The sequence below is a fragment of the Actinocorallia sp. API 0066 genome, from assembly GCF_020991275.1.
Taxonomy (GTDB): Bacteria; Actinomycetota; Actinomycetes; order Streptosporangiales; family Streptosporangiaceae; genus Actinocorallia.
This window is the reverse complement of the sequence record NZ_JAJLQY010000001.1, coordinates 832,222-851,790: the sequence shown is the minus strand read 5'-3', so window position 1 is coordinate 851,790 and position 19,569 is coordinate 832,222. Positions and strand designations below refer to the sequence as shown.

At 73.2% G+C, this 19,569-nt stretch carries 15 protein-coding genes; 6 read left to right on the top strand and 9 right to left on the bottom strand.

Features of this window, described 5'->3' with window-relative positions; translation table 11 throughout:
- The first annotated feature begins 66 nt into the window (after positions 1 to 66).
- Positions 67 to 783 (top strand): IclR family transcriptional regulator, encoded by a 717-nt coding sequence (locus tag LO762_RS03950; RefSeq protein ID WP_230612488.1) that lies wholly within the window; start codon positions 67 to 69, stop codon positions 781 to 783.
- Positions 784 to 862: 79 nt separating this feature from the next.
- Here LO762_RS03950 and LO762_RS03945 read toward each other — a convergent pair whose 3' ends face one another.
- The 6 genes from LO762_RS03945 to LO762_RS03920 form a co-directional block, all read right to left on the bottom strand.
- Positions 863 to 1,636, bottom strand: coding sequence for a class I SAM-dependent methyltransferase (locus LO762_RS03945; protein ID WP_230612486.1), 774 nt, complete (start codon positions 1,634 to 1,636; stop codon positions 863 to 865).
- A gap of 61 nt (positions 1,637 to 1,697) precedes the next feature.
- Complete coding sequence (locus LO762_RS03940; RefSeq protein WP_230612484.1) at positions 1,698 to 3,431, bottom strand: long-chain fatty acid--CoA ligase; 1,734 nt, start codon at positions 3,429 to 3,431, stop codon at positions 1,698 to 1,700.
- 61 nt (positions 3,432 to 3,492) lie between these two features.
- A complete protein-coding gene (locus LO762_RS03935) occupies positions 3,493 to 5,097 on the bottom strand; it encodes an AMP-binding protein (protein ID WP_230612482.1) in 1,605 nt (534 codons plus the stop codon).
- A gap of 291 nt (positions 5,098 to 5,388) precedes the next feature.
- A complete protein-coding gene (locus LO762_RS03930) occupies positions 5,389 to 5,814 on the bottom strand; it encodes a VOC family protein (protein ID WP_230612480.1) in 426 nt (141 codons plus the stop codon).
- Between the two features lie 48 nt (positions 5,815 to 5,862).
- Positions 5,863 to 6,300 carry a helix-turn-helix domain-containing protein gene (locus LO762_RS03925; RefSeq protein WP_230612478.1) on the bottom strand — a complete coding sequence of 146 codons (438 nt, stop codon included), beginning with the start codon at positions 6,298 to 6,300 and terminating at the stop codon, positions 5,863 to 5,865.
- 135 nt (positions 6,301 to 6,435) lie between these two features.
- Complete coding sequence (locus LO762_RS03920; protein ID WP_230612476.1) at positions 6,436 to 7,845, bottom strand: PLP-dependent aminotransferase family protein; 1,410 nt, start codon at positions 7,843 to 7,845, stop codon at positions 6,436 to 6,438.
- A gap of 127 nt (positions 7,846 to 7,972) precedes the next feature.
- Here LO762_RS03920 and LO762_RS03915 point away from each other — a divergent pair, with 127 nt between their 5' ends.
- Both LO762_RS03915 and LO762_RS03910 read left to right on the top strand, forming a co-directional pair.
- Positions 7,973 to 8,617: a pyridoxamine 5'-phosphate oxidase family protein gene (locus tag LO762_RS03915; protein ID WP_230612467.1), complete on the top strand. Its 645-nt coding sequence runs from the start codon at positions 7,973 to 7,975 to the stop codon at positions 8,615 to 8,617.
- Positions 8,618 to 8,815: 198 nt separating this feature from the next.
- The gene (locus LO762_RS03910; RefSeq protein WP_230612465.1) at positions 8,816 to 12,043 is read left to right on the top strand and encodes a hypothetical protein; all 3,228 of its coding nucleotides are present in this window, start codon (positions 8,816 to 8,818) and stop codon (positions 12,041 to 12,043) included.
- A gap of 131 nt (positions 12,044 to 12,174) precedes the next feature.
- On the opposite strand, the gene LO762_RS03905 is transcribed toward LO762_RS03910, so the two are convergent.
- Positions 12,175 to 14,112 carry a serine hydrolase gene (locus LO762_RS03905; RefSeq protein WP_230612463.1) on the bottom strand — a complete coding sequence of 646 codons (1,938 nt, stop codon included), beginning with the start codon at positions 14,110 to 14,112 and terminating at the stop codon, positions 12,175 to 12,177.
- Positions 14,113 to 14,213: 101 nt separating this feature from the next.
- Between LO762_RS03905 and LO762_RS03900 the strand changes: the two genes are divergently transcribed.
- Positions 14,214 to 15,950, top strand: a complete 1,737-nt coding sequence (locus LO762_RS03900) for a histidine kinase (protein WP_230612461.1) — start codon at positions 14,214 to 14,216, stop codon at positions 15,948 to 15,950.
- On the opposite strand, the gene LO762_RS03895 is transcribed toward LO762_RS03900, so the two are convergent.
- Together LO762_RS03895 and LO762_RS03890 are read right to left on the bottom strand one after the other, a co-directional pair.
- The gene (locus LO762_RS03895; protein ID WP_230612459.1) at positions 15,870 to 16,478 is read right to left on the bottom strand and encodes a DNA-binding response regulator; all 609 of its coding nucleotides are present in this window, start codon (positions 16,476 to 16,478) and stop codon (positions 15,870 to 15,872) included. The two genes, LO762_RS03900 and LO762_RS03895, sit on opposite strands and share 81 nt — an antisense overlap.
- A gap of 99 nt (positions 16,479 to 16,577) precedes the next feature.
- A complete protein-coding gene (locus tag LO762_RS03890) occupies positions 16,578 to 17,261 on the bottom strand; it encodes a hypothetical protein (RefSeq protein ID WP_230612457.1) in 684 nt (227 codons plus the stop codon).
- A gap of 284 nt (positions 17,262 to 17,545) precedes the next feature.
- On the opposite strand from LO762_RS03890, the gene LO762_RS03885 reads away from it, so the two are divergent.
- Entirely contained in the window at positions 17,546 to 17,917 is a 372-nt protein-coding gene (locus tag LO762_RS03885) for an ATP-binding protein (protein WP_230612455.1), read from the top strand.
- Positions 17,918 to 17,963: 46 nt separating this feature from the next.
- Positions 17,964 to 19,550: a serine/threonine-protein kinase gene (locus LO762_RS03880; RefSeq protein ID WP_230612453.1), complete on the top strand. Its 1,587-nt coding sequence runs from the start codon at positions 17,964 to 17,966 to the stop codon at positions 19,548 to 19,550.
- Positions 19,551 to 19,569: the final 19 nt, after the last annotated feature.

Genomic DNA, 19,569 nt, shown 5'->3' with positions numbered 1-19,569 from the left:
TCGATTGAGATCCTCGTCATGCCCCACCGAGTTGCGTCTCACCTATCGAGACGGCAATATCGAGGTATGGACAACTCTAGCGGAGTCGGCGTACTGGACAAAGCAGTTCTCGTGCTCAACGCCCTCGAAGCCGGTCCCGCTTCCCTGGCCCAGCTCGTCACCGCGACCGGGTTGGCCCGTCCTACCGCCCACCGTCTCGCCGTCGCCCTGGAGCACCACAGGATCGTCCACCGCGACACGCAGGGCAGGTTCATCCTCGGCCCCCGCCTCGCCGAACTCGCCGTCGCGGCGGGCGAGGACAGGCTCCTGGCCATCGCCCAGCCGGTGCTCACCCAGCTGCGCGACCTCACCGGCGAGTCCGCCCAGCTCTACCGCAGGCAGGGCGACGCGCGCGTCTGCGTCGCCGCCGCGGAACGGTCCAGCGGCCTGCGCGACACGGTACCCGTCGGCGCGTCCCTGCCCATGACGGCCGGTTCGGCCGCCCAGGTCCTGCTGGCCTGGGAGGAGCCCGACCGGCTGCACCGGGGGCTGCGCGGCGCCAAGTTCACCGCCGCGACACTGGCGTCCGTCCGGCGGCGCGGCTGGGCCCAGTCGATCGGCGAGCGCGAGCCCGGCGTCGGCTCGGTCTCCGCGCCGGTGCGCGGCAACGGCGGCCGGGTGATCGCCGCGATCTCGGTGTCCGGGCCGCTGGAGCGGCTCACCCGCTCCCCCGGACGGGTGCACGCGGGGCCCGTCGTGGCGGCGGCCGAGAAGATCTCCGAGGCGATGCGGCGCTCGTCCTAGGTTCCGTGGGGTTTGTCGGGGTTCGGTGGGGACGCGCCCGGGGTGCGTGGCGCCTCCCGGATCGGGGCTCGTCATCGGGTCAGAAGCGGCGGGTCAACCGGATCTTGCTGTGCGGCGACGGCGACTGCTCCCAGTCGTCCATGAACCTCGCGGTCAGGCCGTGCGCGGAGGCCAGCGCGGTCAGGGTGTCGGTGCGGTAGTAGAAGTCCTCCTGGAGCACCTGGTGGTCGGCGCCCTCCGTGCGGTCGAAGGTGAAGTCGAAGAACGCCGACGGCCTCATGATCCGTCCCACGTGGGCGAAGCACTCGTCGATGACCTCGATCGGTGTGTGATTGAACACACTGTGCGCGTGGACCACGTCGAAGTGATCGTCGGGGAGGCTGGAGAACGTCAGGTCGGCGACCAGCATCAGATGCGGCAGCCTCTCCTGGAGGCCGTACTGGACGACCGTGTCCGCCGCCGCGAGCAGGATGTCGGGCGAGATGTCCACCCCGTGGTAGCGGCCCGTCTCCAGGTACCGGATCAGCCGCCAGCCCGCCCGCAGGTTCCCGCACCCGATCTCCAGGACCGTGTGGTCGGGCCGCAGCCCGTGCGCGCGCAGGTACTCGAACTGGCGCCGCCCGTTGCGCAGCCAGTGCCCGTGGCTCGGGCTGCCCACCGCGTCGAACGGGCTCTTGTCGGCGACCTCCGCCCGCATCACCTCCCTGTAGTAGGAGATGTGGTCCGGCGCGCCCGCGCGCAGCACGAGGTCGCGGGCGTACCGGCTGAGGTACGGCCGGATACGCGACGGATTGCGCATCGCGTACCCGACCTGGAACAGGAGACTCGACCGCTGACGCTGCGTAAAGGACATGGCACGATTCGTACACCCTGGGTGACGGACATGCCACTCGGACGGCGTACCGTCCGTAACGTCAGGCGTAGAGCGCTTCGATCTCCTCGGCGTACTTGGTGTGGATCGGCTTACGGCGCAGCTTCATCGTCGGGGTCAGCTCGTCGCCTCCCGGCTCCCAGAAGCCGCTCACCACGGCGAACTTCTTGATCTGCTCCACCCGCGACAGCCGCGCGTTCGCCTTGTCCACGCCGTCCTGCACGGCCTTGATGAGGACGGGTTCCTTGGCCAGCACGGACGGATCGTTAGGCAGGCCGTGCTGGGCGGCGAACGCGGCGGCGGCGTCAGGGTCCAACGAGAAGAGGGCGACGTTGTAGGGACGGCCCTCCCCGACCACGATGATCCCGCCGAGCAGGGGGCTCTGCGCGCGCAGCGTGTTCTCGATGTTGGACGGGGACATGTTCTTGCCCGCCGCGTTGATGATGAGTTCCTTCTTGCGGTCCACCAGGGTGACGTAGCCGTCCGCGTCGATCGTCGCGACGTCACCCGTGTGCAGCCAGCCTTCGGGGTCGATCGTCTCGGCCGTCTTGTCCGGGTCGTTCCGGTAGCCCTTCATCACCCAGGGGCCGCGCACCAGCAGCTCGCTGTCCTCGGCGAGGCGCACCTCCAGGCCCGGGAGCGGCTTGCCGACGGTGCCGACGCGGCTCGCGCCGATCGGGTTGGCGATCGCCACGGACGTCGCCTCCGTCATCCCCCACGCCTCGACGATCTCCAGGCCGAGCGCGAGGAAGAACTCCAGCGTCTCCCTCGGGGCGGCGGCCGCGCCGGAGAACGCGTAGCGCATCTCGTCGAGGCCGAGCAGTTGCCGGATCGTGGCGAACACCAACTGGTCGGCCAGTTCGTACTCGCCGGCCAGCTCGGCCGGGACCGGCTCGCCCGCCTGCTCCAGCCGCACCTTGCGCAACCCGACGTCGAACGCCCACTCCGCGCCCTTGCGCTTCTCCTCGTCGGCCCCGGCGATCAGCGCCTGGATGCCGTTCTTCATCTTCTCCCAGACGCGCGGCACCGCCGCCCAGACCGTCGGCCGGACCTCGGTGAGCGCGCCCAGGATCTGCGTCAGGTCCGCCACGGACGTCACGACGGTGCCGTGGACCATCTGCATCCAGTGCGAGGCCATCCGGTCCACCGCGTGGGCGGACGGCAGATAGGACGTCACCCGGTCGCCGCGCCGTACCTCGTAGCCGCCGCGCGCCAGCGCCTCGGCGTTGGCCAGGGCCGCGCGGTGGGTCGTCTCGACGCCCTTGGGCGGGCCGGTCGTGCCGGACGTGTAGATGAGGGTGATCACCGCGTCGGGGTCGGCGGCCCGCCAGGCGGCGGCGAAGTCGAACTCCGCGTCGGGCTCCAGCGCGTCGAGGTCGGCGACGTCGATCAGATGGTCGAGCGAGGCCGCGCCGCCCTCGGTGATCCGGGCGATGAACTGCCGCTCCGCGATGGCGATCTTCGGCCCGGCGTGCCCGATCACATAGGCGATCTGCTCGGGCGCGCTCGTGTTGTAGATCGAGAAGGGGATCGCGCCGAGGTGCAGCGCCGCGGTGTCCACGATGTGGAACTCGGGACGGTTGGTGAGCATCAGCGCGACGCGGTCTCCGCGCCGTAGGCCGAGCCGGTGCAGCGCGCGCGCTGTGCGCTCCACCTTCTCCGCGTACTCAGCCCATGTGTAGGACTGCGCGCCTCCGGGGGTGCGCAGGGCGACGGCTTCAGGGATCTCGGCGGCCGTCCGCTGGAACGCCTCGACCAGGGTCTTCGGATGGGGCATGGACTCGCTCCGGGGGTGTGGGGGCGGGCGTGTCGGGGAGGGTCCGGCCGTGGCCGGGGCGTCACTTGAGCAGGGTCCGCGCGGTTCCGTAGTCGGCCTTCCCGTTGGGCAGGCGCAGCTCGCGGTCGGTCCGCACGAACGTCTTGGGGATCTTGTACCGCGCGAGGCGGTCCGCGCAGGCGGCTTTCAGCTGGTCGTCGGTGAGCTCCGCGGTGAGCCGGACCACCGCGACGATCTCGGTGCCCCAGCGCTCCGACGCGCGGCCCAGCACGAGCGCCTCCGCGACGCCCGGGACGGCCCGCACCACGGCCTCGACCTCTTCGACGAAGACCTTCTCGCCGCCCGTGTTGATGGTGAGGGAGTCGCGCCCGTGCATCGCGAAGGTGCCGTCAGCGAGGTGCTCGGCCCTGTCGCCGGGCAGCACCCAGCGCCGTCCCTCGATCTCGACGAACGTGGCGGCGGTCTTGGCGGCGTCACCCAGGTAGCCGCGTGGGATGGAGCCGCCCTTGGCGAGCCATCCCATCTCGGCGGAGCCGGGCGGCAGCAGGCGGGTGCGGTCCTCGCTGGCCACGGCGGCGCCGGGGGTCGCCTGGAAGGACGTCTCCGCCGCGCCGAACCGGGTGATGTGCAGGCCGCTCTCGGAGGACCCGACCACGTCGAAGATCTTCGTGTGCGGCATCAGCTCGGCCAGGCGCGCCTTGGTGGCCGGGTTGATCGCCGCGCCCGAGTTGATGAGGTGGCGGATCCTCGAGGTGTCGCGCGGGCGGCGCTCCAGCTCCGCGACGAGTGGCCTGACGAACGCGTCGCCGACGACCGGGACGCGGGTCGCGCCCTCGCGCTCCACCAGGTCGAGGGTGGTCACCGGGTCGAACCTGTCGACGGTGTCGGGCACGAGCACGGTCGCGCCGCTCAGCCAGCCGGCCAGGGCCGTCCAGGTGCCCGAGCCGTGCATCATCGGCGGGAGCGCCAGTACCTTGGCGGCGCTCCGGCCCGCCGCGACCGTGACGATCTCCTCCACCGACTCATAGCGGGAGCCGTCCCTGCGCAGCAGGCCCAGGGGGCCTTCGATGAGGTCCTCGATACGCCACAGGACGCCCTTGGGCATGCCCGTCGTGCCGCCCGTGTAGAGGATGTGGAGGTCGTCGGCCTCCGGGACGGCCGAAGGCGCACCGTCGGGGGCGGCGGCCAGGGCCTCCTCGTAGTCGAGGGCGTCCGGGAGGAGGGCGTTGCCGGAGTCGTCCGGGACCTGCAGCAGCAGCGGCCGGTGCGCGAGGGACGGCAGGACGCGCTCCAACACGGGTGCGAAGGCCGCGTGGTAGAGGATCGCCTTGGGCTTGGCATCGCCGAAGAGGTAGAGCAGCTCGTCGTCGACGTACCGGTAGTTGACGTTGAACGGCGCCACCCGCGCGCGGTGCGCCCCGACGATCCCCTCCAGATAGGCGGGGCCGTTGTACAGGTAGAGCGCGAGGTGGTCGTGGTGCGACGTCCAGGGGTCGCCCGGCGCGCCCGCCGGGCCCAGGCCGTGTGCCTCCAGCACGCGGGCCAGCCGCCGCACCCGGTCGGCGGTCTGGCCGAAGGTCCGGCGCGTGTCGCGCCAGACCACCGCCTCCCGCTCCGGCACCGCGGCGGCGATCGCGTCGAACAGGGTCGCCAGGTCCAGCCGCATGGGCCAAGCCTCCTTCGTCAGCCTTCCGCGTAGTAAATCATCACTTACCTCGCACGCAGAAGCCGCGGGTCACCCTAGGCCGACAACACCGTAAGAGTCACCATAAATCCACCGCTGTCCGGGCATCGCGCCCGGCCATTACCGGCCCGTCCCACCGCGAAAAAAGTTATCCACAGATTGGTCGGCGGCCCGGAATGTCCAGGTCAGCGGGGCAATGCTGAGGTCATGAACACACAGATCATGAACGGGGGCGCCGCGGCGTCCCGAGCCGCCGCGGCGCGTCCCCGTCCGCTAGGCGTCCGTCCCGAACGCGTTCGACTGGCCGAGGCGGACGCGGTTGCCGAACGGGTCGCGCAACCCGCAGTCGATCCCGTAGGGCCGCTCGGTCGGCTCCTCGGTGAACTCCACGCCGCGGGCGAGCAGCGTCTCGTAGGTCTTGCGGCAGTCGTCCGTGCTGAGGATCAGCCAGCCGCCCATCGCCCCCTTCGTCAGCAGGTCGCGCACCTGTGCGGCCGTCTCCTCCGACATCGCGGGCGGGCCCGGCTTCTCCAGCAGGATCTGGCGCTCGGGGTGCCCCGGAACGCACACGGTCAGCCAGCGCATGAAGCCCAGGTCCACGTCGACGGCGACCTCAAGCCCGAGCTTGCCGACGTAGAAGTCCAGGGCCTCGTCCTGGTCGAGAACAAAGATCTGCGATTGCGTGATGGCGTTGAACATGGGGACAACGCTAGGGCGCGGCGCCCGCGCGTACTTCTCCAAAACTGCTCAGTCGCCCGGCTCCCGCGCGCCGTCCGGCGGGCCCTCGGGCGGGCCCTGGCTCGGCCTGGTCCAGGCCATGGTGAAGCAGGTCGGCACGCCCGCCCACACCGCCGTCCTCCGGTACTCGCGCGGCGACCTGCCGACGATCTCGCGGAACGTCCGGCTGAACGTGCCCAGGCTGTTGAAGCCCACCTCGAAGCAGATGTCGGTCACCGGCCGGTCGGTGTCGCGCAGCAGGAACATCGCCCGCTCCACCCGGCGCCGCTGCAGGTACCGGTGCGGCGTCTCGCCGAAGGTCGCCCGGAAGGTGCGGGTGAAGTGCGCCTCGGAGACATGCGCGATCCGCGCCAGCGCGGGCACGTCGAGCGGCTGCGCGTAGGCGCGGTCCATCGCGTCCCGCGCCCGCAGCATCCTGCGGTTCGAGTCCTCCACGGCCCTGTTCACACCGGCCATCCCACCACGTCCCGCACGCCGCCGTCAGCCCCGCCCGAGACGAGGCGAACCGAGGCGGGGCGCGCAGCCGCGCCGTCGGCCTGGCCCGGCCGCCGTCGGGCCGGCGCACGTCGCACGGCGGCGCGGTCAGCCGTGCCCGTCCGCGAGCAGGGCGGCCAGCACGGCGCAGCCGCGCCGCAGGTCCTGCACGGTGGCGGTGGCGTAGCCGAGCACAAGCCCGTGGTTGTCGTGCTCGCCCAGGGTGTGGCGGCGGGTGTCGTCCACGAGCACACCGCGCGCCAACGCCGCCTCGGCCAGCGGGCCGAGCCGCTCTCGCGCCACCGGCACCATCACGTGCAGTCCGGCGGTGTCGCCGGTGACGCGGTCGCCGAGGATCTCCACCACGAGGGCGCGGCGGCGCGCGTACTCCAGCCGCATCCGGCGCAGATGGCGGTCCAGGTCGCCGCGCTCCAGCAGCGTCGCCATCGCGTGCTGGACGGGCACGCTCGTCCGGTCCACGAGGGCGCCGCGCAGCGCCGCGATCCGGTCGGCCGTCTCCGGCGCGGCCACGATCCAGCCGATGCCGGGATCGGGGCTGAGCGTCTTGGAGAGCGTGCCGAGCAGGATCACCCGCGCGGGGTCGAGGCCGTACAGCGCGGGCAGCGGCGCCACGTCGTACCGAAACTCGGCGTCGTAGTCGTCCTCCACGATGAACGCGCCGGTGCGGCGCGCCCACTCCAGCAGCCGCTCCCGGCGCGCGATGGGCAGCCTGCCGCCGAGCGGGTACTGGTGCGCGGGCGTCGTGTACAGCACGGCGAGGTCGTCCGGCAGCCCGTCGACGACGATGCCGTCGTCGTCCACCGGGCACGGCACCGTCTCGGCTCCGCGCGCCGCGAAGATACCCCTGGCCCGCGCGTAGCCGGGGTCCTCCACCCCCGCCCTGCGTCCGGTGGCCAGCAGCGCCGCCACGAGGTCCAGCCCGTTGCCCGTCCCCCGGGTGACGACGACGTTCTCCGGCCCGGCCACCACCCCGCGCGCCCGGCGCAGGTGCTCGCACAGCAGCGCGCGCAGCACGGGCAGCCCGCGCGGATCCGGATCGTCCCCCGGCCCGTGCTCTCCCGCCGCCCGCCAGGCCCGCTTCCACGCCGCCACGTCGTAGTCCCCCACCCAGGACCCGCCCGGCCGCAGGTCCACCAGCCCCCGCCGCCGAGCCTCCCCCCGCCCGATCGGCCCCTCTTTCTTTCCGCCCGCCCCGAGGCCCGCACCCGTGGCGAGCCCGTCCGTGGCGGGGTGGGGGCCGATCTCGGCGACGTAGGTGCCGGAGCCGTGGCGGCCCTCCAGCCAGCCCTCGGCATAGAGCTGCTGGTACGCCTCGGTGACGACGGTGCGGCTCACCCCGAGGTCGGCGGCGAACACGCGGCTCGACGGCAGCCGCTCCCCGGCCGGGAGGGCACCGGCCCGCATCATGGCGCGCAGCGCCCCGGCGAGCTGGACGTGCAGGGGCGTACCCGGCGTACGGTCAAGCACTATGCGCAGGTCGGCGTGGGTTCGTGCCATCAGCTCCTCCTCGTCTCGGAGCCGGGCGACCGGGGTCCGGCGTCGGGGCGGTACCGGAAAGTGGTCGCCGGTTTTCCGGGTGAAGTGGTCATGTTCCCGCAGTCCACTTCGCTGAAGGATAAGGGCCATGCTCTCCACCACAGAACGCACCCGCCTCGGCCGCGCGCGCGACCGGGCGGGCACCGACCGGGCCGACCTGTACTCGATCCTGGACGCCGGGCTCATCTGCCACCTGGGCGTCGTGCGCCCGGACGGCGCGCCGATGGTCGTCCCCACGGGCTACGGCCGCATCGACGACACCCTCTACCTCCACGGCTCGACGGGCGCCCTCTCCCTCCGCGCGGGGGGCGAGGTCTGCGTCACCGTCACCCACCTGGACGGCATCGTCCTGGCCCGCTCGGCCTTCCACCACTCGATGAACTACCGCTCCGCGATGATCTACGGCGCGCCCCGCAAGGTCACCGACCCCGAGGAGCACCTCGCCGCGCTCCGCGCCATCACCGAGCACCTGGCCCCCGGCCAGTGGGACGTCGTCCGCACCCCCACCCGCAAGGAACTGGCCGCCACCCTGGTCGTCGCCCTCCCCCTCACCGAATCCTCCGTCAAGACCCGAACCGGCCCGCCGGTCGACGACGAAGCCGACTACGCCCTCCCCCTCTGGGCCGGCGTCCTCCCCCTCACCACCACCTTTGGTCCGCCCATCCCCGACCCCCGCCTCACCTCCCCCACCGAACCCCCCGCCCACATCACCACCCGCGCCCGCACTCCCTGACCCCCTCCGACACCACGCGCCACGAGCTCGCGCGCCGTCCGCTCGGGGGCCGGGAGCGGGGACGCGGCGGCCTCGGGTCCTGAAGCCGTCTGGGCCCGGCCCGTGGGGGTGGCGTCCGCGATGTGCGCTTGTTGGGGGCGTGTGTTGGTTTTTTTCGGAGTTGTGGACTCTGGGGGAGGATTCTGCGAGATTGGCCGGATGGTTCCGGAGGGGCTGACGGAGGCGGAGCGGCGGCTTTGGGAGTGCTATCCGGAGGGGAGGCCGCTGGACCTGTCCCGTGAGGCGGGGGATCGCACGGTGCGGGCCCAGGTGCTCGCGGCGCTGCTGCTGGGAGCCACGGAGGCGCGGTCCGGCCGGGTGCCGGGGGTGCGGCTGCGCGGCGCGCGGATCACCGGCCGGCTCGAACTGCGGGCCGCCACGATCACGTGCCCCGTCGTCGTCACCGACTGCGTCTTCGAGCAGGCCCCGCAGATGATGGAGTCGACGACCAAGACGCTCCGGTTCGTGCGCTGCCAGATGCCGGGGCTCGGCCTGGCGCGGCTCCACCTGGAGGGGCTGCTGTCGCTGCGCGGCTCGATCATCCCCGGCGAGGTCAGGCTCGACCACGCCAGGATCGACGGCGAGGTCCACCTCACCGGCGCGGCGATCGGCGGCGGCCCCGACAAGGTCGCCCTCTACGCCGAGGGGCTGCGCGTCACCGGCGCCGCCAACTTCAACCGCGGCTTCGCCGCCGAGGGAGGCGTGCGGCTCACCCATGCGCGGTTCGGCGGCAGGCTCGACTTCGCCAGGGCGGCCGTCACCGCCGACGGCCAGTGGGGCGCCCTCATGGTCGACAACGCGCAGATCGAGGGCCCGCTCGTGCTGTCCGGCGCCCGGCTGCGCAACCCCGGCGCGGTCGCGCTCAGCGCGGGCGGCGTCACCGCCCACGGCTCCGTCTGGATGAACCAGGGGTTCACCGCCGAAGGCGAGGTCCGCTTCATCGGCGCGACGCTGCGCGGCCACCTCACGCTCAACGAAGCCCGGCTGCAAGGGGCGTCGCTGAACCTGGAGGGCGCCGTGATGTCGGGCCTCGAAGGGCGCGGGATCGTCGTGGAGCAAGGCCAGGTCAGGCTCGTCAACGCCCAGCTCATCAGCGACGTCGTGCTCCCCTCCGCGCGGATCACCGCGGGCGAGGGCGGTGTCGCGTTCGCCGCCGACGGCATGGCCGCCGCGACCGTCAAGCTCGACGGGCTCAACGCGCACGGCAGGGTGTCGCTGCGCAACGCGCGGATCGGCGAGGTCGGCTTCGACCAGGCCGTCCTCGTCGCGGGCCCGGACGGGTACGCGCTGCGCGCCGACCGGGCGCACGCGGGCGCGCTGACCGCCGAGGGCCTCACCGCGGAGGGCAGGATCACCCTGCGCGGCGCGACGTTCTCCGGCGACGTGCGCTTCCCCGAAGCCGTCCTCACCGCGGGCGAGGACGGCCTGGCGCTGGCCGCCGACGGCATGGACGCGGCGAACCTCTCGCTCGGCGGGGCGCGCACGACCGGCCTGGTCTCCCTCGACGACGCCCGCGTCACCGGCGAGGTGGACCTGCGCGCGATCCGCCTGGCGTGCGCCCCCGGCGCGGACGAGACGCTCACCGCGGCCGGGCTGCACGCGGGCGGCGTCCGGGCGGGCCGCCTGCGCGCGGAGGGCCTCGTCACGTTCGACGACGCCCAGATCGTCAGGGAACTCGACCTTTCGTCCTCCTCGCTCTCCCCGGACGGCACGGGCCTGTGCCTGTCGGCCGACGGGCTGAGCGCGGGCGGCATCAGCGCCGAGTCCTCCGCGGTCGCCGGCCGGATCTCGCTGCGCGGCGCCCAGATCGACGGAGACGTCAACCTGGCGGCCGCCGCGGTGGGCGCCGACCTGGAGGGGCGCTCGCTGTCCGCCGACGGCCTCCAGGCCGTGCACATCATCGGCTGGGACGCCGGGTTCGCCGGGCGGATCTCGCTGCGCGGCGCCCAGATCGTCAGCGACCTCGACCTGCGGGCCGCCCGGATCGCCGCGGGCGCGGGCGGCGTGTCGCTGGTGGCGGGCGGGCTGAGCGCGGCCCGCGTCGTGCTCGACGAGCTGCGCGCGGGCGGCCGGATCTCGCTGCGCAACAGCCAGATCGCCAGGGAGATCAGCGCCAAGGACGCCCACGCCGCCGCCGACGAGAAGGGCTACGCGTTCACCGCCGAGGGCGCGAGCGCGGTGAACATCTCGCTGACCAGGTTCACCGGGCGCGGGATCGTGTCGGTGCGCGCGACGACGGTCAGCGGCATCATCGACCTGACCGACGCGAACCTGAGCGCGCCGGAACGGATCGCGCTCAGCGCGGGCTGGCTCACGGCGGGCGCCGTCTGGGCGCCCGGCCTGACCGTCGAGGGACGCATCCTCCTACGCGGCGCGCAGGTCAACGGAGAGATCAACCTGGAAGGCGCGAAGGTCAAGGGCGACGGCGCCAAGGCGATCGTCGCGGAGGGCATGAGCGCGGGGTCCGTACGGCTGCGGGGAGCCAGCGTGGAAGGGGAGACCACGCTGCGCGGCGCGCGGATCGCCGACATGGTGGACGGGCGCGACGCCGTCTTCAGCTGCCCCGGAGACGTCGCCCTACGGATGTCGATAGCGGAGGTCACCGGTGACGTGTTCCTGCGCAGGGCCACGGTGCGGGGCGCCGTCCGGGTGGCGGAGGCGCGGATCGGCCGCGTCCTCGAACTGAGCGACGCCGACCTGGACAACCCCGGAGGCAACTTCCTGGAGGCGCGCGGCCTCCAGGCGGGTCGGCTCACGCTGCGCCCGGACACCGTCAAGGGCTCCCTCGACCTCGAACACGCAAGGCTCGGCGTTCTCCAGGACGATCCCGCGTCGTGGCCGGAGGTCATCGGCCTCAACGGCCTCACCTACGAGGCGCTGGAACCCCGGCTTCCGGCCGCGCAGCGCCTGGACTGGCTGCGCCGCGACGACGACGGCTTCCAGCCCCAGCCTTACGAGCAGCTCGCCGCCTACTACACGACGACCGGCCAGGAGCGCGAGGCTCAGACCGTCCTCCTGGCCCGCGAGCGCCGCGAGACGGACCTCTCCCCCTGGGCGGGACGCCTCTGGGGACGCCTCCAGGACGCCACCGTCGGCTTCGGTTACCTCCCCCTACGCTCCGCCGCGTGGCTCGCCGTACTCGTCGCCATCGGCTCCCTCGTCTTCGCGATCTCCGAACCCGCCCCCCTCAAGGACGACGAGGCCCCCCACTTCAACCCCGTCACCTACACCGTCGACCTCCTCCTACCGATCGTCGACCTGGGCCAGGAACACGCCTTCAACCCCGAAGGCGCCCACCAGTGGTTCTCCTACGTGCTCGTCGCGGCAGGCTGGATCCTCGCCACCACCATCGCCGCCGCCGCCGCCCGAACCATCGGCCGCCGCTGACCCACCCCACGCCGGGCAGCGCCAAGGCCCTGAGCGACCACCCCGTCGAAGCCCCGAGGCGAGCGGCTCTCGGAGCTCAAACGGCCAGCGCCGCCCTGAGGACCACAACGGAGACAGCGGCCCTCCGGGAGTCAGAAGGGCAGGGCGACCAGGTGGTAGTGGTGGCAAATCAGGAGGAAGGGTATGAACGAGGCGAGGGTGATGGTGGGGGTGCGGCGGCGGAGGGAGAAGGCGGTGGGGACGGTGCCCAGGAGGGCGCAGAGGAGGGCGGCGGTAGGCAGCCAGGGCAGGGCGGTGAGGGGCGGGGCGCCGAGGGCGAGGAGTTCGTTGACGGCGTTGGGATCGGCCATCACCACGGCGATCCCGGTGATGAAGGCGGTGCACAGGGCGGCGGCCGTCCACGTCAGGAGGGACGCGGCGCGGGACATCGCCGGGAATGCCGGGACACGGCGGGCACTGGTCGGCATGTGCGGGAACGGGGTCGGGACGGGGCGGCGGCGGACGGCTCGGGCCACGGCTGCCAGGGGCGTGAGCAAGACGATGAGGGCGAGGAGTAGGGCGGAGACGCCGAGGAGGAGGACGTGGGGGAAGGGCGCGGCGTACCAGGCGAGTCGCTCCCACGTCTCGGCGGGGTTCATCGTGGTGGCGAGGGTGCCGTCCGGCGTGAAGGCGAGACGGTCCTGGCCGTCGCGTTCGCGGAAGACGCCCCCGCCCTCGGGGTCCCAGTGCTGGGTGGCGCGCGCGGGGTCGGCGGACAGGCCCGTGGTGGTGAGGGAGCCGTCCTCGTGCGCCTCGACGGTCGGGGCGGAGAAGAGCGAGGCGGCCTTCATGAGGCTGCTGCGGCTCGTCCGGAGTGAGCGGTAGGTGCCCGCATACGCTGACACGTCCTCAGGGCTCCCGCTGAGAGTCGGAGCAGCCGATGAGCCTTCGGCCGGGAAGTAGCGGTCAACAAAAGCGTCGATAAGGGATTCCACGTCAGCGGCCGCGGAGCCCGCCGTCCCGTCACCGTTGTAAGCGACGTAGATGCCTGTGCCGCTCTCAGGCAGCAGCGCGAAAGCGGAGTGGTGCCCTGGAACGTCGCCGTTCTTGTACAGCAGCGCACGGCCGTTCCGGGGACGTTCCTCCAGGATGTGGCCCATGCCGGGCAGCGCGGGGTGCTCGGTCCGCTGCCGGGCGCGCAGCAGCGCGGGCACCCCGTCGCCCAGCCGGGGGTCATCGGCGAGCTGGGCGACGAGGAAGCGCGCCATGTCCGAGGGTGTGGTCACCGGCCCGGTGCCGGACGGCGCCCACGGCCCGTACTGGCCGCGCACGGGCGTCTGCCCGCCGCCGGACGGCCGGTAAGCCCCGGCCAGGGCGGCGTCGAGCCTCCCGGGGTGCGGTACGGCCATGCTGGTGGATCGCATCCCGAGCGGCCGGAGGACGTGCTCCTCGACGTACCGCGCATACGGCATCCCGGAGGCGAGCTCCACAAGGTGGCCCGCGAGCGCGACCCCGTAGTTGTCGTACGCCGCGTGCTCTCCGGGCGGCCGCACCCTGGGCGGCTGCCGGTCGGCCAGGCTCTCCGCCAGAGTGACGACGTCGTTGGGGTCCTCCGCCGCGAGCCCCACAAGGTCCTCGTCAAAACCGGCCGTGTAGGTCAGCAGGTGCCCTAGCGTCACCGGACGCCCCGGGTAGGCGTCGGCGATGCTGAAGGACTTCAGGTACCGGTTGACGTCCGCGTCGAGGTCCAGCTTTCCGGCCTTGACGAGCTGGAGCGCCGCCGTCGCGGTGAACGCCTTGGCGAGTGATCCGGTGAAGAACCCTGTACGGGCGTCAACAGCGCGCCCGGTACTGATGTCCGCGACCCCGTAGCCTTCGGCGAGCACCGTCCGCCCGCCGGAGACCACCACCACGGCGGCCCCCGGTATGGCGTCCCTACGAAGCTGCCTATGCACTACGTCGGCGACGAACTCCCCCACTCCCGTGAAGGACGGTCCGTCCGGCACGGCACGAGCGGACGTCGGGGCCGGGAACCCCAGGACAAGGGAGAGCGCGCAGGCAAGCAGGCACAGGAGGCGGTGCGGAGGCATGCGGCAAGCCTGTCCGCGCAGGGTGCGGCCCGGCCAGTGCCCGGCGCACCACCCCGGCATGCGGAACGCACGAACCGGACATATAGCTAGGATTCCTCTCCGTGGCCGTCCTGTTGATGGTGCTCGCGGGGGTGATGGTCGATCCGCTCGACCCCGTGCCGGGCGCCGCGTGGATCGCCGTCGTCCTGCTCCAGCTCGCCACGGCCGTCCCCGCGTGGCGAAGGCGGTTCGGCCCGCTGACGCTCGGCGCGCAGGCGCTCCTGAGCCCCTGGGCGGGTCCGGGCGCGCCCGGCCTGGTGGCCGCCTCGGTCCTGCTCGTCGTGCCCGGACCGGCGCGCTGGGCGCTGCTGGGCGCCGTCGTCGTGGCGGCGGGCGCGCTGGGCGCGGGCGACCCCTACACCGTCGCCAACGCCGCGATGAACGCCCTCATCCAAGGGCTGATCGTCTTCGCCGTCACCCGGCTGCGCGACCTTGGCGCGGAGCTGGACGCGGCCCGCTACGAGCTCGCGGAGGCGACGGTGGCGGCGGAACGCGCACGCAGCTCGCGCGAGCTGGCGGGGGTGCTGGGCTCGGCGCTCGCCGCCGTCGTCGCCCTCGCCGAACGGGGCCGGGCCGCCGAGGCCGTCGCCGTCGCGCGGCAGGCGGCCGAGCGCGCGCGGCGCCCTCCCCCGCATCCCGGCCGCCCCGAAGCCCCCGCGCTCGCCCCGAGGCTGGCCATCCCCGTCCTCATCGTCGTGCACGTCGGCTTCTCTTGCGTCGCCGCCGTGTACCTGTGGCAGGCCGGCCTTCATCCGCTGCCTTTCGCTGGCGCGCTTATGTGGGTGTTCGGTGTCGCCGCCCTCCAGATCCGCCACTCGCTCCCCAGACCGTCCGGGATCCCTCCCGCGCACGCGGCGCTCACGCTGCCGCTCCAGCTCGCCCTCGCGCTCGGCCCGCTGTTCCTGCCGGGCACGCCCCACCCCCAGCTCGTCGGGCTCGGCGCGGGCGCCCTGCTCGTGCGGTGGCCGCCCCGCGCCGCCTACCCAGCGGTCGCCGTCGTGCTCGTCGCCACGGCGACGGTCCTGGCGGCCCGCGACGTCCCCTGGCCGGACACCCTCTACTGGACGGCCAACGCCCTCGCCATCGCGGTCATGTTCCACGGCCTCGCCCTGCACACCGAGCTCGTCGGCAGGCTGCAACGCGTCAGGCAGGACCTCGCCGACGTCGCGCTGGCCGGGGAGCGCCGCCGGATCTTCCGCGACGTGCACGACATGCTCGGCTACAGCCTCTCGGCCATCGTGGTGAAGGGCGAGCTGGCGCGGCGCGCCCCCGGCCGCGCCGAGGCCGAGCTCGCGGACGTCGTCAGGATCGCGCGCGGCGCCCTCACCGACCTCGCGGCCATCCCCGGCGACACCGCGCGCCCGCCGTCGCTCGCCGCGGAGCTGGCCTCGGCGAAGGAGATCCTGACCGCGGCGGGCGTCGCCGCCGCCGTGGCCGCCCCCCGCGCCCTGCCCGCGAGTGTGGACGCCCTGTTCGCGACGGTGCTGCGCGAGGCCGTCACGAACGCGCTCAGGCACGGCGGCGGCCGGTTCTGCCGCGTCGAGGTCTCCCTGGACGCCGGGACGGCCCGGCTGCGCGTCGTCAACGACCTTCCCGAGGACGAACCGGGCCGGCACCCAAGACCAGGACAAGGCACAACGAACACCGCGGAACGCGTCGCGGCCGAAGGCGGCACCCTGACCTCCGGGCCCGTCCCGGAGGGCTTCGAGCTGCTCGTCCTACAGCCAGCCCGCCTCGGTGGCGATGCGGACGGCGTCGAGGCGGTTGCGGGCGCCCAGCTTGGTCACGACGGCCGCTAGGTAGTTCCGGACCGTCCCCTTCGACAGGAACAGCGCCGCCGCGATCTCGTCGTTCTCCGCCCCGGACGCGGCCATCCGCAGGACGTCCGTCTCGCGGCCGGTCAGCGGGTTCGCGCCCAGCGCCAGTGCCTCCGCCGCGAGCCCCGCATCGACGACCCGCTCCCCCGCCGCGACCCTGCGGACCGCCGCCGCGAGCTCCTCCGGCGGCATGTCCTTGAGCACGAACCCGTCGGCCCGGGAGGCGAGCGCCCGGCGCAGCGTCTCAGGGCGACCCGCCGAAGTCAGCATGAGGACGCGGCATCCAGGAGCCCGCTCGGCGATCGCACCCGCAGCCGCTATCCCGTCCATCTCCCCCGGCATGTGCACGTCCAGCACGGCGACGTCAGCGCGCGCCGTCACAGCGACCTCCACCGCTTCCCGCCCCGACCGCGCCTCCCCGACGACCTCCAGGTCGCCCTCAAGCCCGAGCAGCGCCACCAGCGCCCCCCGGATGAGATCCATGTCCTCGGCCACCACCACTCGAAGCACCCGCGCCCCCTTCCCTTCGCGTCCACCATCCTGCCTGCTCGGACGACCGAAAGGCTGCGCCCCGGCACACGTCGGCCGGGGCGGTGGACCGCACGCGGGTCAGCGGCGGCTGAAGGCGAGGCCGAGCCCTGCGATGAGCACCAGGACCGGGCCCGGGAAGCCCGCCATGTACTGCAGGGGCGAGATACCCGTGAGGAGGGTGAGGCCGCCGAACAGGGCGGCGACGGCGCCGAGCCAGCGGGGGACGGCACGGTAGCGGAAGCTCGCGGCGGCCAGCGCCACCCCGGTGAGGCCCGAGCCGACCCACAGCCACGGGATCGTGCCCACCCAGTGCGAGCCGAAGGTGAGGAACTCCGGCGAGACCGCCGCGTCGTCAGCGGCGCCGAAGATGAGCTCGGTGTCCAGGCCGGTGCCCATGAGCGTCGCCACGGACGTCAGGACAAGGCCGAGCGCCGCCACCGACGGGAGGAGGCTGTCGGCCGGGACGCGCGCGCGCAGCCGCCGGTAAAGGCCCGCCGCGAAGACGGGCAGCAGCACCGTCGCCAGCATCAGCGTCACGTGCATGACGGTCAGCTGCGTCGTCGTGGTGGCGAACTCCTCGGCGATCTTCACCACGTCGCCCCGGTTGTCCGGGTCGTAGGCGGCGCTGATCGCGAGGCTCGCCTGGATGCCCGCGACACCGGCGGCCCCCGCCGCCGCGCCCGCCCACGCCCACAGGACACCGCCTTCGGTGCGCGGCTCCGCTTCCGCGGGTCTGTTCTCCCAGGTTCCGGTCATGTTCATCGGCTTCCGCCCCGTTTCTTTCGTGCGCCACGACGCGGCGCCCTACCGGAGACGATCCCTGCCCGCCAGTCCCGTCTACCAGGGGCAACGTTCGTGTCCCCGGAAGACCCCGGACGAAGGACGGACGTCCCCTCCCCGTCCCGCCACGAACCGGGACGTATCCGGGACCCCCCTCGGGACTTCGAGGGGACATGCCTGTACCTCCACGGGAAAGCCCGTAGAAACCGCGTCATGGGCGGCGAGTTGGGACGTCTGTCAGGAGGAGCCCGAGGGAAGGAGCCCGCATGTACGCCCGATCGCGTACCTGGAATCTCGACGACGTGCCAGCGCCGGTCCGCCACGCGCGCAGCGCCACCGTGAGCACGCTCACGGAGTGGGGGCTGACCGCGCTCGTCGACACCGCCGCCCTGCTCGTGTCCGAGCTCGTCACCAACGCGGTACGGCACGGCAAGCCGCCGGTGCGGCTCACCCTCGCGGTGCGCGACGGCGCGCTGAACGTCGGCGTCCGCGACGCGCTGCCCGACCCTCCCGAGCCCCGTCCGGGAGACGAGACAGGCGGCTTCGGCCTCACCGTGCTCACCGCGCTAGCCGAGCTGACGACCACCCCGCTTCCCGTAGGCAAGATCGTGGAGGCGCGCATCCCCCTGGCCCACTGAGGAAAGTGATGATTCCGTCGTGGCCGGAGCGTGACACGATGAACGCATGGACCAGGGCACGCTCGTCGCGGACCGGTACCGGCTCGCCGACGTCATCGGCAGGGGCGGCATGGGCGTGGTGTGGCGCGCCACCGACGAACGGCTGCGCCGCGAGGTCGCCCTGAAGCAGCTCGTCCTGCCTCCGGGCCTGGACGACGCGGCCCGCGCCCGGCTCGTCGCGCGGGTCGAGCGGGAGGCCCTCGCCGCCGCGGTGCTGCGGCACCCCGGCATCGTCACCGTGCACGACCTGGTGACGGACGCCGACGGCATCCCCTGGATCGTCATGGAGCTCGTGCACGGACGCTCCCTGGCGGACCTGGTGGCCGCCGAGGGGCCGCTCGCACCCGAACGGGCGGCGGAGATCGGCGCGGCCGTCCTGGCGGCGCTGGGGGCCGCGCACGCGGGCGGCGTCGTGCACCGGGACATCAAACCCGCGAACATCCTGCTGGAGGACGGCAGGGTCGTCCTCACGGACTTCGGCATCGCCGCCGTCGAGGGCGAGGGGCAGCTCACCCAGACGGGTTCGGTCCTCGGCACGCCGCACTTCATGTCGCCCGAGCAGGTCGCCGCCGCGCCGGTCACCCCGGCGTCCGACCTGTGGTCGCTGGGCGCGACCCTCTACCACGCCGTCGAGGGCCGCCCCCCGTTCTCCGCCCCCACCGCCAGCGCCGTCTTCCTCGCCATAGCCCACGGCACCCCCACACCGCCCACCAACGCGGGCCCCCTGGCTCCGGCCCTCACCGCCCTCCTCAGCAAGAACCCCGAAGACCGCCCCAACGCCGCCGAAGCCGCCGCCCTCCTCAAACTCACCGCCTCACCGCCCCCTCCTGAGCCCGCCATAGCCGGAACCGCTGTTGACGCGGCGTCATCTGAGGCGTTGCTCTCCGGGGCCTCGGGTGGCGTGCCTGAGACCACCGCGGAGGCGGCATCACCCGGAGGGGCCTCAGACGTTGTGCCTGCGGATGCCGCGTCTTCCGGGGACGTGCTTTCGCGGGCGTCGGTGGGAGGGGCGCGAGTGCCTCCGCCGGGGCCGGAGCCGGTGACGGGCGTGCGTTACGCGCCGCCGACCGTGATCGACGACGGCGGGACCCGGGTGCCGCCCCCGCGACGGCGCGGGTACGGGCGTCACGTCCGGGCGGCGGCCGCGACCCTCGCCTTCGTCGCCGGGTTCGCGCTCTTCTCCGCGCTCCGCGACGACGACCCCTCCGGCGCGGGCGGCGCCAAGCCGACGACGCCCGGCACGGAGCAGGCCGCGGCGCCCGTCTCCGTCCCACCGACCTCGGTGCCCGACCGCTTCTCCGGCACCTGGCGGAACGACCAGACGAACGGCGACCGGATCCGGCTCGAGATCGACGAGGGCGACGTCGGCGAGCGGGTCGGCGACCTCCGCACCGAGGTCGGCGGCGTCGACTGCGAGGCGGTCGCCGACCTCGTGCGGGCCGCGCCCTACGAGATCGAGGTGCGGGTCAGCGTCACCGAAGGCACCCCTTCCGGCATCTGCGCCGACGGGGTGCGGCTCACCCTCACCAGCGTCACCCTCGACATCGTCAATTACACGGCCGGAGAAGCCTCGGGCTCCTTCGTCTCCGACTGAGCCCGGCCGCGCGCCAAGG

What these genes read in the sequence shown, in the direction of transcription:
- LO762_RS03950 (WP_230612488.1), top strand. Translation starts at nt 67, where the DNA reads ATGGACAACTCTAGCGGAGTCGGCGTACTGGACAAAGCAGTTCTCGTG.
- LO762_RS03945 (WP_230612486.1), bottom strand. Translation starts at nt 1,636, where the DNA reads ATGTCCTTTACGCAGCGTCAGCGGTCGAGTCTCCTGTTCCAGGTCGGG.
- LO762_RS03940 (WP_230612484.1), bottom strand. Translation starts at nt 3,431, where the DNA reads ATGCCCCATCCGAAGACCCTGGTCGAGGCGTTCCAGCGGACGGCCGCC.
- LO762_RS03935 (WP_230612482.1), bottom strand. Translation starts at nt 5,097, where the DNA reads ATGCGGCTGGACCTGGCGACCCTGTTCGACGCGATCGCCGCCGCGGTG.
- LO762_RS03930 (WP_230612480.1), bottom strand. Translation starts at nt 5,814, where the DNA reads ATGTTCAACGCCATCACGCAATCGCAGATCTTTGTTCTCGACCAGGAC.
- LO762_RS03920 (WP_230612476.1), bottom strand. Translation starts at nt 7,845, where the DNA reads ATGGCACGAACCCACGCCGACCTGCGCATAGTGCTTGACCGTACGCCG.
- LO762_RS03915 (WP_230612467.1), top strand. Translation starts at nt 7,973, where the DNA reads ATGCTCTCCACCACAGAACGCACCCGCCTCGGCCGCGCGCGCGACCGG.
- LO762_RS03910 (WP_230612465.1), top strand. Translation starts at nt 8,816, where the DNA reads ATGGTTCCGGAGGGGCTGACGGAGGCGGAGCGGCGGCTTTGGGAGTGC.
- LO762_RS03905 (WP_230612463.1), bottom strand. Translation starts at nt 14,112, where the DNA reads ATGCCTCCGCACCGCCTCCTGTGCCTGCTTGCCTGCGCGCTCTCCCTT.
- LO762_RS03890 (WP_230612457.1), bottom strand. Translation starts at nt 17,261, where the DNA reads ATGAACATGACCGGAACCTGGGAGAACAGACCCGCGGAAGCGGAGCCG.
- LO762_RS03885 (WP_230612455.1), top strand. Translation starts at nt 17,546, where the DNA reads ATGTACGCCCGATCGCGTACCTGGAATCTCGACGACGTGCCAGCGCCG.
- LO762_RS03880 (WP_230612453.1), top strand. Translation starts at nt 17,964, where the DNA reads ATGGACCAGGGCACGCTCGTCGCGGACCGGTACCGGCTCGCCGACGTC.